Origin of the sequence: Acinetobacter sp. YH12068_T (genome assembly GCF_024606005.1) — a bacterium.
Lineage (GTDB): Bacteria > Pseudomonadota > Gammaproteobacteria > Pseudomonadales > Moraxellaceae > Acinetobacter > Acinetobacter amyesii.
Genome location: NZ_CP094555.1, coordinates 889,907 through 905,862, shown reverse-complemented (window position 1 = coordinate 905,862; position 15,956 = coordinate 889,907). Strand labels below are relative to the sequence as shown.

The window sequence follows — 15,956 nt, the reverse complement described above, 5'->3', positions numbered from 1 at the left end:
TTTATTTTTTTAATAGACGTTTCAAGTTAAGAATTAAGCCGTGAATGTGCTATAGATGCCATAGATGGCAACCACCACTAAAATCAGCCCACACAATGCCAACAATTTTTTATACCAGCGTGATTTCGACAATCGATGAAAAGACAAATACACCAAAGACAAGGTCGCGAAATCTAAAACAATCCAACTCAGGGTCAACACAATTAAACTCAGATTAAGATAAGGGGTAATTCCTACAAACTGCGGAAAAAATGACGCGAAGAAAATAATATCCTTAGGATTTGAAATCCCTACAATTAGTCCTTGCTTAAAACCCCCTTGTGCTGCTTTTAACCGCAGAGATTGTGCAGTAGGCTGTATAGTTACTTCTTTTAAAATATCAAATCCAATATAAGCAATATATAAACAACCCAGTATTTTGATGCCATCGAGCCAATGCGCATTAACATTTAAAATGCCTTTTAAAATACACACTGACAGCACAATCAAAATCAGTGACGCAAAATTTGTCCCGACAATGGTTTGAAATGCCTTTTTATATCCGCCTTGTAAACCTGAACTTGCGACCAACAGCATGACAGGTCCAGGTGTTGCAATCATTACGATGACTGCCACACAATATAAAAAGTACTCCGAATAATTCACGCTGAGATTCCTTCACTTATTTTTTTTACATCACGATAAATTTCATAAATAAAAAAAGAGGACTTAGTCCTCTTCATCCATGTTTTGCAATAAATGCAAGCGAATGGCATCTGCTCTTAAAAATGCCAAATCATAGCTGGCTGTGGCGAGTGCTAAAACACGACGCTCAAATTCATCCCACAACGGTCGCACCTGTTTGTAATGTATCCCGAGTCCACTTTCATCTGTGAAATGACGGTTTTTTTCGCAGAGCTTGAGTGCGTGATACAGTTTACGGCCTTTGCTTGCATCTGGACGTAAGCGAACTCGCTTAGACAAGACAAAGCCTTCGACATGGATGATATCTGCTTGCGGCAACATCGGTATTAAAATTTGATCTAATTGTGCATCTAAACGACACCAAATGGCCGTGTGTTGCTCTGCTGTATAGGTATTCCATTTTATGACTTCATGGTTAAAGCGGCGGCAACCACGACAGACTGAATCACCAAATACCGTAGAACAACGCCCTGCACATGGGGTTAACGAGGCAATTCGATGATCAGTACTCAAAACCGGCTCCATTCAATCAATATTTATGGGATAAAAACAACTCGGCATGACTATACACGCTAAAACTACTGAAATGAAGCTATGATCAAATGTGTGGTTAAAAGCCATCGCTTTACTCGCTTATTCATCCAAATCACGGTAGAATGTGCGCCTTAATTTTTATCCTGTTTATTCATTTGGAGTACTCCATGAACGCTACTGTAGAACAGCTTGCACCTGTAGAACAGCAAGCGACCTCTGGTTGGGTTGTTGCCGCACTTTATCAATTCAAAGAAGTTCAAGATCCTGCCGATCTTCAACAACGTCTTTTAGACTTGGTAAAAACCATCAACCTTTGCGGTACTCTAATTGTGGCAGGTGAAGGTATTAACGGTACTGTTGCCGGTGACCGTAAATCTGTAGATATCATCCATCAATTCCTTCTCAATGAAGGCTTTAATGCGATGGAATACAAAGAATCGCATAGTACGGATAAACCATTCCGTAAAATGAAGATCAAACTGAAAAAAGAAATCGTGACTTTAGGTGTGGAAGTGAAACCACGTGATTTAGTCGGTCACTATCTTGATCCTAAAGAATGGAATGAACTAATTGCACGTGATGACGTAATCCTAATTGATACACGTAACGACTATGAATACAAAGCAGGTACATTTAAGGGTGCGATTGACCCGAAAACTGAGACTTTCCGTGAATTCCCTGAATACGTGAAAAAAGAGCTTGAGCAGCATAAAGATAAGAAAATTGCCATGTTCTGTACAGGCGGTATTCGCTGTGAAAAATCAACCTCACTTTTACTTCAAGAAGGCTTTAATGAGGTTTATCATCTTAAAGGCGGTATCTTAAAATATTTAGAAGAAACCCCTGTTGAAGAAAGCATGTGGGAAGGTGAATGTTTCGTATTTGACGGTCGTACTGCTGTCACTCACGGTATGGAAGAAGGCGAAAATATCAAATGTCACGCATGCGGTTGGCCACTGGCTCCTGCTGAAGTTGAACTTCCGAGCTACGAACACGGCGTATCATGCAAATACTGTATCGACAAAACTACTGAACAGCAAAAAGCAGGCTTCCGTATGCGTCAATCACAAATTGTGGCAGCAAAACGTAAGCGTCTCTAAGGAAAATTTGTTGTAACGATATATAAATAAAAGCCCTATTTTTAGGGCTTTTTTTACGCATTCTCAACAGTGACTTAATTTTTTTGACAAAATAACTATATCTGGTTATTTACGAGAATCAGTTCGCGCATTTATGCTTATTCTGATCAATTGATCCGAGAAAATCATTATAGATAATTGAAAAGGAAAGCATTATGCCAAAATTAATCAACTCTCCAATTGCAACCTCAAGGCGCCTTGCTTTACCCGCTCCCCGTGTAAAAGAAAGTGTAGGAGAATTAAAACACCTCCTTAACCAACAGTCGCATATTTTGATAGTCAGTATTGCTACATGCATTGGTGCAATTTTTGCCTTATTTATTGCTTATACATTGCACTTACAACCCACTATGCTCAACATTCTTGGACTGTGTGTGATTCCATTTGCTTTATCTCTAAGCTTACGCCAAGTCTATATTCACACACTGTTAAATATGGAACATGATGATTAATTTACGCACCTTACAACGTCACTTATTGCAACCTAGTCCTACGCTGTTCAGTATATAAAACGATTTTTAAAGCTGCTAAAGCTCCGAAATCTAAATAAAATCCAAACTGAACAGCGTACACTCAGTACTTTAAAAACTATGATCCAAGCCTTTCAATTATTCAGCCTTATATCATTCAGCATATCTTAAGGCCATCACGTATTCATACTTTTCCTTCTCATTCAGCCTACATGCTACTTAATACAAGATGAACTCAATATTTGTTGTTTTTGCTTAGGTGGTTTCAGGAATATTTAAAACGGAACTTTACCCACTGCGCTTTTCAACATAGGATAAATACACCTTTTCTCTGCCTTGGCTACCATGACTTTAACTGAATGGATCATTTCAATCATGGAACAATTGGGTTATGTCGGTATTGCCCTGCTCATGTTCCTTGACAATGTCTTCCCCCCAATCCCCTCAGAAATCATTATGCCCTCGGCTGGCTATTCTGCCTCCCAAGGTCAACTACTGCTCATTGGTGTCATTATTTCAGGTTGTGTCGGCTCTTTACTGGCGGCTGCATTGCTATATTGGATTGGTTATAAATTTAAGCATGAATCCATCTTTCACTTCGTCGATCGCTATGGAAAGTATTTATTTATCAAATCGGCAGATGTAAAAAAATCTCTAGCATGGTTTGAGCAATACGGTCACCGCATTGTATTTTTCGGCCGGATGATTCCAGCTGTGCGTTCTCTTATTAGTATTCCTGCTGGAATGAGCCGCATGCCATTTTGGAAGTTTATGTTTTATAGTGGTTTAGGTACGATTATTTGGACCACTTTTTTAGCTTGTATGGGTTTTTATTTAGGTGAAAATCAGCAGTTAATGCAGCAAATATTTAGTAAAGTTGGCCATCTGATTATTCTGATCACAGTCATCATTATTGCTTGGATTTTGTACCGTCGACATCAACGTCGACCTCGTTAATTTTTTGTTTTTGGGGCTTAAATGAAACACTATCTCCTACACTTTGCTGCTGTTTATAGCATCGCCTTGGTGCTTTTGATTACCGTATTAATTTTTGGATTAAATCTAGGTGGTATTACATTAATTCCTACATTGGTGGCATGTGCATTAATCAGCGTTGGGCATTTTGTAAAGAAAGAACAACGCGTGCCTAGCAACCATGAAAAGATTCAACTGGTTTGGGGCTCCAGTGCCGTTGCAATCATCATTGGTAGCTTTTTTGTGCTGTTCTTGGTGCTAATGAATCCCAATGCCGAAAGCATTATGAAGTCTGTAGATCATGCAGGCATCGGGCTAACTGCTGTGGTTATGCTTTGTTTGGTCGCCATTCATGGCACAATATTTCATATTGCCTATGGTTGGTATGCAGACTATTGCGCTAAAAAATTATAAGTTTGTTCAATGTATTGCGTTAAAATTTAAAACATTACCGCTTCAATGAAAGTTAAAATTCAGTAAAGACACTTCGGGTAAGTTATACTCGCACTTTATATAATGAAAACATGAACATTAAATAATGAAAAAATACATCATCACATTTAGCATTGCTTATGCCCTCGCCATGATTGCTGTAGCAGCCATTGAATCTTTCTTTGATTTACCCGGTGGTTCATCTATTACCTGTCTCATCGTGGGCGGTCTTGCTGCAGCATCTAGCTTTGTTAAAGACCATCAGCGAGTGCCAAATAAGTTAGAAAAGCGAACTTTGATTTGGAGCTGTATTTTAGCTTCGGTTCTCATCAGTGTCGTTGCTACAGTCATTTGTCTCTTGATCTTCCCTGAAACCCAAGCCTTTATTCAAATGGCGCTAACGCAATTACCCGCTTGGGTCTGGCTGCTTGCTATCAGCTTTACCTTATTCATCCATTATCTCATGTTGGCTTTATCTTTTGGATGGATGGCAAAGAGCTTCTTAAAAGCCAAACGTAGTTAAGCCTTTAGACTAACTTTGAATTGAAAAGGTATAGCGCTAAAAAAAGCACCCCAAGGTGCTTTTTTTAAATTTCGTCGAAATTAATTTGGTGTGTGATACATCAAATATAATTCGTTCAAATTGGTTGGGATTTCTTCTGCAAGTTCATCCATCAACTGACCATTACGACGGAAAGATTCCATTTGTGGATCTTCTTCATCAATGCCACTGAACACCATGATTGGCAAAGTTAAATCTACTAATTGTTCTTCAAACTCGTCGGTGAACCATGCATCTTCGTTTAGGAACATGGCATCAACGAAGCCAACACTCCAGTCACCAAGACTTGATTCAACATCGGCTTCTTCAATTTCAAATGGAAATTCAATACCATCTTCATTGGCAAGATTCTGACGAATCGATTCGAGCCATGCTTTTACTTGTGCAATAATTTCAGCAGGTACTTTTTTCTGATTGTTATCAAAAAGTTCGTCTAGCCATTTATCAAAAGCTGGGCCTACTGCAATTGCACATAAAAAACCATGAGTCGCTGCAAAATCTAAACCATGCTCGTTGTCATCGCCGTCTAGATAGTCACTCAAAAGGTCTAAATCTAAAGCACTCATTTCAAATCCAGAGTTAGAAACTTAATGCGTAAGCATAGCATTTTCAAGCGCTATGCTAAATCGCTATTTAGTCTTCTTCGTCATCAAAATCATCGTCATCGTCGATGTCGTAATCAAAATCTTTAAGCTCACGTTCAAGACGGCGCTGAGCCAGAAGGTCATCAATAAGTCGGCGCTTTTCTAACGATTCTTTCGCGCTAGTTTTTGCACTGGCCTCATCGAAATTCACATCATCATCACCGTAGTTATCATCTAGTTCAAAATCTGTAGAAGACACCAAAACTACCTCATAATGAAAAAAATTGAAGGGGTCTAGCCGCTATTTATATGGGATATAAAATATTGTCAAGTTTTATTTGTTTTTTTAACAACTAAACTTTAAAAATAGGTCTTTTTTTCTTACCAAAACCTGTGGCATGATATAATCCACCCTGCGTCCTTCATTTTTATGACAGTCAAAAATGACTCGTAAAATAATCGATGCATGGGATGAACTTGAAAACAACAATTTCAGCCCCACCTAAATTACTGAATTTAAATTTTTAATATCTCATTGGACAGCTTGATGCTGTACCGTCCTAATGGGATAAGCCAGCTATTAACAAGATTTAATGAGACGATCGTGCTAAAATGCACGGTTTTTTACTGCCACAGATTCAACGAAGAGTAAGCAAAGATGAGCGATATGACTTCCCCTACTTCTCAAGTAGCGGCTCTGATTAGCCGAGGCAAAGAGCAAGGTTACCTAACTTTCGCCGAGGTTAACGATCATCTCCCGGACTCAATCACTGAAAGTGAACAGATTGAAGACATCATTCAGATGTTGAATGACGTGGGTATTCCGGTACATGATCGTGCACCAGAAACTGACGATACAATGTTTGAAGGTGGCAGCGAAGCGACTGACGAAGTTGCTGAAGAAGAAGCCGCTGCTGTACTTGCATCTGTTGAAAATGAACCCGGTCGTACCACTGACCCTGTGCGTATGTATATGCGCGAAATGGGTACAGTTGAGCTTTTGACACGTGAAGGCGAAATTAGCATTGCAAAACGCATCGAAGAAGGTATTCGTGACGTTTTACATTCTATTGCTTATTGGCCAAATGCAGTCGAAGTTGTATTGCAAGAATATAAAGATTATGAAGCGGGTGAACGCCGTTTAGCTGATATTCTTTCTGGTTATTTAGATCCAGAATCTGACGAAGCCATCCCAGAAGTGATCGATGAAGATGATTCTGAGATCGATGAAGATGAAGCGTCAACCAACAAGCCAACTAAAGATGTCAAACTTGATGATGACGATGAAGAAGAAGAGTCTGAAGGTGATGATGATTCTGAAGGCGAATCTGGTCCAGATCCTGAAATTGCTAAAGCACGTTTCACCGAGCTTGAACAAGCATGGTTAGTCACTAAAGCCGCAATTGAAAAACATGGTCGTAACAGTAAAGAAGCTGCTGCTGCACTTGAAGCACTTGCAACTGTGTTCATGATGTTCAAATTCACACCACGTTTATTCGACATCATCTCTGATTTGATTCGTAATACCCATGACCAAATCCGTACTTCTGAACGTGAAGTTATGCGCTATGCAGTACGTCGTGGTCGTATGGACCGTACTCAATTCCGTACGTCATTCCCAGGCCAAGAATCTAACTTTGCTTGGTTAGATGAACAAATTGCTAAAGCACCTGCAGAAATGAAAGGCTATCTTGAAAAAGTCCGCCCTGACGTTCTGGCATTCCAACAAAAAATCGCTGACATCGAGAAAGAACTTGGTTTAGATGTTAAAGGCATCAAAGACATTTCTAAACGTATGTCGATTGGTGAAGCGAAAGCTCGCCGTGCGAAAAAGGAAATGGTTGAAGCGAACTTACGTTTGGTAATTTCGATTGCGAAAAAATACACCAACCGTGGTTTGCAATTCCTCGACTTGATCCAAGAAGGTAACATCGGCTTGATGAAAGCGGTGGATAAATTCGAATATCGTCGTGGTTATAAGTTCTCTACTTATGCAACTTGGTGGATTCGTCAGGCGATTACGCGTTCTATTGCCGACCAAGCACGTACTATTCGTATTCCAGTACACATGATCGAAACCATTAACAAGATCAACCGTGTATCTCGCCAACTTCTTCAAGAAATGGGTCGTGAACCTACACCAGAAGAATTAGGTGAACGTCTAGAAATGGACGAAGTGAAAGTTCGTAAAGTGCTTAAAATCGCGAAAGAACCAATTTCAATGGAAACACCAATTGGTGATGATGAAGATTCGCATCTTGGTGACTTCATTGAAGACGGTAATATCACCTCTCCTATTGACGCTGCAACGTCAGAAGGCTTAAAAGAAGCAACACGTGAAGTTCTTGAAAACTTGACTGAACGTGAAGCGAAAGTCTTGAAAATGCGTTTCGGTATCGATATGCCAACCGACCATACCTTGGAAGAAGTGGGTAAACAGTTTGACGTAACACGTGAACGTATTCGTCAGATTGAAGCGAAAGCATTGCGTAAATTACGTCATCCTTCTCGTTCTGAACACTTACGTTCTTTCCTTGAGAATGACTAATCTATCTATAGGATAATGCAGGCTTGAATATGGGGGGTTCTCCCCCATAATATGAGCATGTAGCAAAACAATACAAAATACCTGCTCATTGCAGGTATTTTTTCTAATGAGGTGTCCCATGACTGATATGACTAATCGCGCTCCTTCACGTGAATTGCAAGAGCATCTTTGGGTCTTCCCTATGGACTACCCAATTAAATTGATTGGTAATGCAGGTGAAGAACTTCGCCTAGCAGTGAATGAAATTTTTGTTAAACATTTTCCTGATTTTGATGGCAGTAAAATGACTGTGACTCCATCTCGTACAGGTAAATATCAGTCAATTACTGCTCAATTACGTTTCGAAGAGTTAGAACAAGTACATGCGGTCTATGCGGATTTAGCAGCTTGTAAACACATTCGTACCGCGCTGTAATTCTGTTGATTTAAATAAAAAAGCACGCTTTAGGGCGTGTTTTTTTATGTCTAAGTATAATAGTAATACCCTCAAGTAATTCAGTATTTAACCCCCCTTTTGTACGTCTAATTCATTATAATCCATACATGACTTTGATAGAAAAGGACACGAAATACGTGACTGAAACTGTTCAAAAACCCGAATTAATCATTCGTCAATATAACCACCTTACCCCTTATGCAGACCGCTTTTTAGAGATGAAAACTCTCTCTGAACAGCGAAATGAATACTCACCCGATGAGCTGTGGATATTGCAACATCCCGATGTATTAACTCAGGGGCAAGCTGGCAAACCTGAACATATTTTGGTGCAAAGTAACATCCCTGTGGTACAAACAGACCGTGGTGGACAAGTCACTTGGCATGGACCGGGTCAGTTGGTCGCTTATTTCATGTTTGACTTAAATCGCTTAGGTTGGAACGTGCGTACGCTGGTTTCCTATGCAGAAAACTTGATGATCGAACTGCTGAAAAAGTACGGCATCGACGCTTATGCCAAGCCTGATGCACCCGGTGTTTATGTTGCAGAACGCAAAATTGGTTCTCTCGGTTTTAAAATTCGTAAAGGCCGCAGTTATCACGGTTTGGCACTGAATATCGATTGTGATCTATTTGGTTTTCATACCATTAATCCATGTGGCTATGCTGGATTAGAAATGGTTCGTATACAAGATTTGGTGCAAGATTACCCTAAATTTGAAAACTTATGCGTCGATATCATTGATACTTTGAAAAACAGTGGTTACTTTAAAGACGTAACAGTCAAACAACTATAAAAGACTTTGCTTTCTCAAATAAAATAATTTAGAGTAAAAGCTCTAAATTAATAATTATAGATAAGGGATGTACACGTGATTGCAACTAAATCCGTTAAACCCGCGCTCCAGCAGGCCTATGTCAAACTCATGATGGATGTGATTGGCAGAGGTCTGGTCATGGCGAGCCAGGTCGATGAAGAAATTAAACAAGAAGTTGCTAAATTTCCAGTTAATTTTATTTTATCTATGAATGTTTTTCCTAATGGTGCTGCATTTGTCGCGCAAGTCACGGAAGACCATCAACTCAAACTCCTCACACCCGGCACTCAAAAGCCTGACTTAACCATTACGTTTAAGCATTTGAATCATGCCTTTTTGGTCTTCTCATTTCAAGAAAGTACCGCACAAGCCTTTGCCAATGACCGCATGATCGCCGATGGTGATTTGTCTTATGCCATCCGACTGGTGCGTTGTCTCAACAAAATGGAAGCGTTAATTTTACCTAAATTGGTGGCTGAATTGGCTGTCAAAGAATATCCAACACATTTAAGCCTAAAAGAAAAACTGAGCGGTGCTGCAAATATTTATTTAAAAGTAGCCCAGTCTTATTTAAAACGGAGCGCATAACACATGGCTAAACCATATTACGAATTTTTCTGTCCTGTAAAAGTGATTGCTGGCCATGCTGCTTTAGAACACATTCCATTCGAACTGTCTACTTTGGGTGCTAAACGCCCCATGATCATTACTGACAAAGGCGTTCGCAGTAATCAATTACTTGCACCGATTGAAGCGGCATTTGAAAGTACTGAGACGGTGATTGGCTATATTTTTGATGATGTTCCGCCAGACTCAAGTCTAGAAACCGTACGTAAAGCGGCTCAACTTTACCGCGACAACCAATGTGATGCCATTATTGCCGTCGGTGGCGGTTCAGTGATTGATACCTCTAAAGCAACCAACATCTTGGTATCTGAAGGTGGTGATGACTTACTGAAATACTCAGGTGCGCACAACTTACCAAAACCTTTAAAACCATTTTTTGTTATTCCAACAACCTCGGGTACAGGTTCAGAAGTGACCATGGTCGCTGTGGTTTCTGACCCTGAAAAGAATGTCAAAATGGCTTTTGCATCGAATTATTTGATGCCACATGCAGCAATTCTTGACCCACGCATGACGCAAACTTTGCCACCCCATCTTACAGCAATGACAGCGATGGATGCGATGACGCATGCCATTGAAGCCTATACGTGCATGGCGGCGAACCCGATTTCAGATGCCTATGCAACTGCCGCAATCAAGAAAATTAGCAATAGCTTATTTGGTGTATTAGATAATACCAGCGATGCACATGGGCGCTTAGAACTTGCACAAGCGTCTACAATGGCAGGAATTGCATTTTCGAATTCGATGGTTGGATTAGTCCACTCATTGGGTCATGCTTTAGGTGCTGTTGCTCACCTGCCCCATGGATTATGCATGAATTTATTCTTGCCGTATGTGTTGGAATACAACAAAGAAGTGAATGGCGATAAGATTGCTGAATTGCTATTACCACTGGCTGGTCCTGATATTTATGCACAAACACCGGCCAACCTCCGCGCTGAAAAAGCCATTTCAACGCTTTTAGCCATGCGTGACCGCTTGTTTAGTTTGACCAAATTACCACGTACTTTGAGTGAAACAGGTAAAGTGACTGAAGCTCAATTAGATGAAGTGGCAGAGAAAGCACTGAATGATGGATCTATTATTTATAATCCTAAAGAAGCCAGCTTAGAAGACCTCAAAACTATTCTAAAAAAAGCTTGGTAATTGCTGAAAAATAAGCGAATATAGCGAAAAATTAAGCCTGATGTTTTTTTAAACATCGGGCTTTTCACTTGCGGAACGCAATATCAGTTATTTTTTAATCAAACTGGCATAATTTCTGCTAAAAATAATTTCAAAGTTACTGACAAAATGTACCAATTTGGAGTAGATTGGCGCACTTTTGTTTTAAAACGTAGGGGGGATCGTTCGTCTCAAACGATCCTTAGAATATGACTGATCCTTGATCAACGATAAGAGGATAACGCCGTTGACAAATATCTCTGGGACTCAATCGGCAGCTAAACTGCAAAAAACGCTTGGACTCTGGCACATTATTATTATTGGTTTGGCTTACATCCAACCAATGACTCTATTTGATACTTTTGGTTTAGTATCTGAAGAAAGTCATAGACACGTGCCGACTTCTTACATTATTGCCCTTATTGCAATTCTGTTTACCTCGATTAGTTATGGTCATATGATCCGTCGCTACCCTTCTTCGGGTTCTGCGTATACCTATGCCCAAAAATCTATTCACCCGAACGTAGGTTTCATGGTGGGTTGGTCTTCTTGGTTAGACTACCTATTATCTCCAATGGTGAATATTATTCTTGCAGTGATTTACCTTGAAGCACTATTTCCAACAGTAAACCACTGGGTATGGGTCATTGTGCTAACGGCATTCATGACTGGAATTAACTTACGCGGCGCGCGTTTTGTTGCTAACTTCAACAGCCTGATTGTACTTGTGCAGTTATTAGTAATTGGTATTTTCACGTGGATGGTCTACAGCAAGCTTCAAATGGGCTTCAATGCTGATGGGCCGATTTCTGCGGCAGAACGCTATCAATTATGGAGCCTTGAGCCATTTTGGAATGAGCTGACGTCTGTGGGTGCGCTGATTACAGGTGCAACATTACTGTGCTTCTCGTTCACTGGTTTTGACTCATTAAGTTCATTGGCAGAAGAAACCAAAGATACTGAGAAAACACTGCCGAAAGCGATTTTCTTAACTGCTTTAATCGCAGGGATTATCTTCATTATTAGTACCTACTTCATGCAGCTGTTCTTCCCTGCTGAGCCGGGTAACTATTTCAAGAATATTGCTGAAACACAGCCAGAGATACTCTTGCTCGTCGGCGGCTCACTGTTCCAATCCTATGTGTTAACTTTTGCGATTGTGACAGTAATGGCATCAGGTATTTCTGCACATGCTGGCGTATCACGTCTGATGTATGTAATGGGTCGTGATGGCGTCATTAACAAAAAGATTTTTGGTCATATTAGTCCGAAAAACTTCACACCATCGTACAACATCATGATCGTAGGTGCGGTTGCATTAACTGCGGGCTTTATGAATCTTGATATTGTCATTTCGATGATTAGTTTTGGTGCATTGACAGCCTTTACTTTCGTGAACTTATCTGTGATTTCACGTTATGCACTTCGTGATGGCCGCACAAAAACAGCCAAAGATATTTTTAGCTTCGTGGTTATTCCAATGCTTGGCTTTATCAGTATCTTTGCGATGTGGTTAGAAATTGAAGAAACTGCATTGAAATATGGTTTGTGGTGGGCAATGTTCGGTATTTTATACCTTGGTTATAAAACTAAAGGTTTTAAACACCCTGCACCGCAACATAACGAATTTGATGATAAATTCTAATCAAGTTTATCTCTAAACAAAAAAGGCGCTTAAAGCGCCTTTTTTGTTATTCTAAATATACCAATTAAGGTTGTATGGCTTTTCTAGATTGCTGAAATTGAATTGAAATTTCTTCACACTTGTCTGGTGTATTGCCTTTTAATTCAACCGATGCTCCATCACCGTGTGACCATATACCATCTTCAACAGTCTCTAAATTTACAGCTGCTTCAAATATATGCTGTTGTTGTGGATAGAGTTTGATATCTATAGGTGTATCACATACTTGTTTTGGAAAATATGGTCTAACCTGCTCGAATAATTGCATGGTTAATGGCATATCACATTGCAAATGAATGGTGACTGGTACGCTATTGGTATTTTTTAAGATCAATTGAACATTTTGCGAATTAAGATCCGCTTGGGCAGCAGGTATTTCTACATACGTTTTTGTGTCAATCGACTGACGATCAAATGGATTGAGGAAGGCTAATTTACGTTCCACGCCATAACAAGAATCCTGCACGGAAGCTGAAAACTCTAAATATCGTGTCCCCAAGATAATTGTTCCGCGGCCATCCCCTGCATGACCGATATCAATGATTGGATCACCTGTACCTTCAATTGTAACCCCACCACTTCGAAAAAACTCTATGTCACAACCCGCTAAAACGCTGATCAAGCCACAAAGGGTTAAAGTCTTAAAGTTTAATTTTCGTATCATGTTGATAAACTCCAAAGCGAAATACACGATTTGCTTCAGGATTTCCCTCATCCATTTCGCAACGCTCCGCGGCAAGTTTTAAAAGTTGTAGTGAGTATTTTTGCCAAAGCTCTAAACTCATTTCATGTAATTTATTAATCGAGTCTTCTGTTAATTCGTCAGCACAAATGGCTTGTTCTAAGTATGGCATTTCATCAGGATTCAATAAATTATGCAAACCTGCTTCTAAATGCGCTTGAACGTTTCGCGTTAAAATTTTGCGTGCTTCTAATTGTGAAGGATCTGGAATAAAACGACGCTGTTGTAAATATACCTGCCCATCTTTTTCTGTCGCAATTTCAAGCCTTATAAGCTCGTTGAGTACTGAACGCGGATGACGTTCTGTTGAAATTCTTTTCACCAGCATTTCAAAGCTATTTTCTGACTCACTGCTAAATGGTAAAGAATCCCCCCAACCTTCTGCTAACCATAAACCAATCACACGTGATGGCACACTAATCGGCTCTGAAACAGTCGCTTCGGTCAAATCCTTACCTTCAGAAATCACTTCTTTATAAGCTGTCACGTCTTTACGGTGTAGGCCTGAAAGTAAACTGATCGCAGAAATCGTGGGTTTTTGATCGATACGCTCCAACTCTTGTACAGCTTGTTGGAAAAAAACCGGTTTCAATGCAGCAGTAAACTCGGTATATCCCACACCTGAGCGAATCAGCCATCGACTCAGCTCATTCATCAGCACCAATACTTGCTGTAAATTTTGATCTGCCTCATTGGTGAGAAGTTTGCTCATTAAATTGCCATGAAAATTAGACTGCATAAGTGAAATTTTCGCATTATTCTTTCTACTACACAATTTTTATCTGATGAGATCTTGAGGGTATTCAGTAAAAAAATCATTCTTTACATTAAAGTGCGTAAACGACACGCTGATCGATATATCCAAACTTTCAACGCTATGCCACCAGCCAATTGGGATAAATAAGGTTTCTCCTGGATTCAATGTACACTCAATAGGTCTGACCTTTTTCAACGATGGATATTGAGAAAAATTAGCCTTTTTTAAATCTGTAACTTCACTAAATACCCACTGATCGTTATACATATACGGCATTTGCCATGCAGGAATCAAAGTCACTTTCTTGCGTCCATAGATTTGTGCCAACATGTTATTGGTTAAGTCATAATGCAGCGGCGTAAATGTGCCTGCAGGGCCAAACCATAAAAAATGTCGATCTTTGATCTCTTTTTGACAATAACCTTTGGCGAAGTCACCTAGATCTTTACTTATCTTTTGCATGAACTGCTTATTTTGAGCGGCGTTATTCGCAGTTAAATAAATGTCATTGCTACGCTTAGAGGCTTTAATTTGTGCGACAAAATCTTGCATCAAAATAATGCGTTTCAGCTGTACCGATTTTTTTTCAAAATCTTGATACTGCTCACGATGCATCTGGACTTCAACCAACTCATTTTCAAAATGCTGTGCAAAATATTCAGGACTCCATTTATGCAGTGCAGGCCAATGTTGTATCCCACCTTTTAAAATGACCGGTCGCAGCTGGCTATAATACCGCTCTATAAATGTTTCAAAATCAGGTGTTTCTATGCAATCGATTGTGGATGGAATATGGTCGTTCAATTGATTCAATTGACCCATCACCTGTAATAGCCAACGCTGTTTATTCTGCTGTTGCTGTACTTGCTTCAGTTTTTTAAAAATTACGTTATTGTTTACACGCTTTAAAAACTGAATGATCAAATGATTTGAAATATTTTTTTGCTTAATTTTTTCTAAAATTTCATCTGTCTCTAAGCCCTCAAGACTGTATTCCAAAAGTTCATTTTGCAGCTGTTCTGAAAGTTGGTCTACATCAGAAAATAAGTATTGATCCGCCCTTGGGCTTAATCCATGTGATTGTAAAATTAGACTTATTTTCTGTACATCGCAACCATTTTCAATATTTTCATTCAACCAATTTTGCCATTCCGTCGGTAAGGATTGATACCAATTTTTACTTTGCTTTAGATGTTCACTCTGGCTTTCTACATTCATCTTCACCACTCCACCCTCTTTACAAGTGAAGTATAAATGATCTATTTTAAAAATGCTAAATTTTCGCATTTTATAATTATTTAAACACCGCGAATGTTATGAATCCGTCAGATATCACGCGGAATGACATAACAAAGTAAAGGAGAAAGTTCATGAAAATTCGTCATTTAGTCATTGTTAGCAGTCTGTCTTTAGCTTCAATACCGGTATATGCAGGTTTTGCCGATACCATGCGTGATTTAAGAAATACGCTGAATCAATTTAATGAAACATCCAAAGAAGTATCGAATACCGCAAAAGAATGGACAGGTAGTCGGGCCACGACTAACTCAAATTATGTTGCAAATGGTTTCAGCATGGGACAGCAACTCAGACCTAAAATTAATAATCTACCGCTTTATCAAACTGCCGATAAATCGAGCCAAGTCATTAATAAACTGTCAAAAAATGCAGATATTATTTTTGCGGGAAACATGACTAAAACAGGTTTGATCGAAGTCACTACAGAACATGGCAATGGCTGGATTGAATCACACCTTGTTCAATAAATCTTGATTTTAAATGTTTATACAACCGCAT

At 39.5% G+C, this 15,956-nt stretch carries 19 protein-coding genes; 12 read left to right on the top strand and 7 right to left on the bottom strand.

Annotation, left to right across the window (positions count from 1 at the left end):
• Positions 1-33: 33 nt before the first annotated feature.
• Positions 34-645 carry a LysE family translocator gene (locus MST18_RS04430; RefSeq protein WP_180093755.1) on the bottom strand — a complete coding sequence of 204 codons (612 nt, stop codon included), beginning with the start codon at positions 643-645 and terminating at the stop codon, positions 34-36.
• 63 nt (positions 646-708) lie between these two features.
• Entirely contained in the window at positions 709-1,197 is a 489-nt protein-coding gene (locus tag MST18_RS04425) for a DUF1289 domain-containing protein (RefSeq protein ID WP_180132958.1), read from the bottom strand.
• 188 nt (positions 1,198-1,385) lie between these two features.
• On the opposite strand from MST18_RS04425, the gene MST18_RS04420 reads away from it, so the two are divergent.
• From MST18_RS04420 to MST18_RS04400, 5 genes are all read left to right on the top strand, one after another.
• Positions 1,386-2,318, top strand: a complete 933-nt coding sequence (locus MST18_RS04420) for a rhodanese-related sulfurtransferase (protein ID WP_180093757.1) — start codon at positions 1,386-1,388, stop codon at positions 2,316-2,318.
• 194 nt (positions 2,319-2,512) lie between these two features.
• A complete protein-coding gene (locus MST18_RS04415; RefSeq protein ID WP_078192186.1) occupies positions 2,513-2,809 on the top strand; it encodes a hypothetical protein in 297 nt (98 codons plus the stop codon).
• A gap of 363 nt (positions 2,810-3,172) precedes the next feature.
• Positions 3,173-3,784: a DedA family protein gene (locus tag MST18_RS04410; RefSeq protein WP_180114815.1), complete on the top strand. Its 612-nt coding sequence runs from the start codon at positions 3,173-3,175 to the stop codon at positions 3,782-3,784.
• Between the two features lie 21 nt (positions 3,785-3,805).
• Complete coding sequence (locus tag MST18_RS04405) at positions 3,806-4,216, top strand: ABZJ_00895 family protein (RefSeq protein WP_111885304.1); 411 nt, start codon at positions 3,806-3,808, stop codon at positions 4,214-4,216.
• 124 nt (positions 4,217-4,340) lie between these two features.
• Positions 4,341-4,757, top strand: a complete 417-nt coding sequence (locus MST18_RS04400) for an ABZJ_00895 family protein (RefSeq protein ID WP_180132959.1) — start codon at positions 4,341-4,343, stop codon at positions 4,755-4,757.
• An 80-nt stretch (positions 4,758-4,837) separates the two neighbouring features.
• Here MST18_RS04400 and MST18_RS04395 read toward each other — a convergent pair whose 3' ends face one another.
• Both MST18_RS04395 and MST18_RS04390 read right to left on the bottom strand, forming a co-directional pair.
• Positions 4,838-5,362 carry a YecA family protein gene (locus tag MST18_RS04395; RefSeq protein ID WP_078191372.1) on the bottom strand — a complete coding sequence of 175 codons (525 nt, stop codon included), beginning with the start codon at positions 5,360-5,362 and terminating at the stop codon, positions 4,838-4,840.
• Between the two features lie 67 nt (positions 5,363-5,429).
• On the bottom strand, positions 5,430-5,639 hold the full coding sequence (locus MST18_RS04390) for a PA3496 family putative envelope integrity protein (protein WP_078191373.1): 210 nt from the start codon (positions 5,637-5,639) through the stop codon (positions 5,430-5,432).
• 399 nt (positions 5,640-6,038) lie between these two features.
• Here MST18_RS04390 and rpoD point away from each other — a divergent pair, with 399 nt between their 5' ends.
• The 6 genes from rpoD (at position 6,039) to MST18_RS04360 (ending at position 12,621) form a co-directional block, all read left to right on the top strand.
• Positions 6,039-7,928 carry an RNA polymerase sigma factor RpoD gene (gene rpoD, locus MST18_RS04385; RefSeq protein WP_078192191.1) on the top strand — a complete coding sequence of 630 codons (1,890 nt, stop codon included), beginning with the start codon at positions 6,039-6,041 and terminating at the stop codon, positions 7,926-7,928.
• Positions 7,929-8,055: 127 nt separating this feature from the next.
• A complete protein-coding gene (locus MST18_RS04380) occupies positions 8,056-8,343 on the top strand; it encodes a YbeD family protein (RefSeq protein ID WP_180132973.1) in 288 nt (95 codons plus the stop codon).
• 158 nt (positions 8,344-8,501) lie between these two features.
• A complete protein-coding gene (gene lipB / locus MST18_RS04375; RefSeq protein WP_180132960.1) occupies positions 8,502-9,161 on the top strand; it encodes a lipoyl(octanoyl) transferase LipB in 660 nt (219 codons plus the stop codon).
• 75 nt (positions 9,162-9,236) lie between these two features.
• On the top strand, positions 9,237-9,770 hold the full coding sequence (locus tag MST18_RS04370) for a hypothetical protein (RefSeq protein ID WP_180011534.1): 534 nt from the start codon (positions 9,237-9,239) through the stop codon (positions 9,768-9,770).
• A gap of 3 nt (positions 9,771-9,773) precedes the next feature.
• Positions 9,774-10,958 carry an iron-containing alcohol dehydrogenase gene (locus MST18_RS04365; protein WP_111885299.1) on the top strand — a complete coding sequence of 395 codons (1,185 nt, stop codon included), beginning with the start codon at positions 9,774-9,776 and terminating at the stop codon, positions 10,956-10,958.
• Positions 10,959-11,223: 265 nt separating this feature from the next.
• On the top strand, positions 11,224-12,621 hold the full coding sequence (locus MST18_RS04360; protein ID WP_111885298.1) for an APC family permease: 1,398 nt from the start codon (positions 11,224-11,226) through the stop codon (positions 12,619-12,621).
• Positions 12,622-12,685: 64 nt separating this feature from the next.
• On the opposite strand, the gene MST18_RS04355 is transcribed toward MST18_RS04360, so the two are convergent.
• From MST18_RS04355 to MST18_RS04345, 3 genes are all read right to left on the bottom strand, one after another.
• Positions 12,686-13,324, bottom strand: a complete 639-nt coding sequence (locus tag MST18_RS04355; protein WP_078192196.1) for a hypothetical protein — start codon at positions 13,322-13,324, stop codon at positions 12,686-12,688.
• Positions 13,302-14,114, bottom strand: a complete 813-nt coding sequence (locus MST18_RS04350) for a DUF6502 family protein (RefSeq protein ID WP_180132961.1) — start codon at positions 14,112-14,114, stop codon at positions 13,302-13,304. The genes MST18_RS04355 and MST18_RS04350 overlap by 23 nt, the downstream gene beginning before the upstream one ends.
• Positions 14,115-14,180: 66 nt before the next feature.
• Positions 14,181-15,377, bottom strand: coding sequence for a cupin-like domain-containing protein (locus MST18_RS04345; RefSeq protein ID WP_180132962.1), 1,197 nt, complete (start codon positions 15,375-15,377; stop codon positions 14,181-14,183).
• 152 nt (positions 15,378-15,529) lie between these two features.
• Here MST18_RS04345 and MST18_RS04340 point away from each other — a divergent pair, with 152 nt between their 5' ends.
• The gene (locus MST18_RS04340; protein WP_180132963.1) at positions 15,530-15,925 is read left to right on the top strand and encodes a hypothetical protein; all 396 of its coding nucleotides are present in this window, start codon (positions 15,530-15,532) and stop codon (positions 15,923-15,925) included.
• The last annotated feature ends 31 nt before the right edge of the window (positions 15,926-15,956 follow it).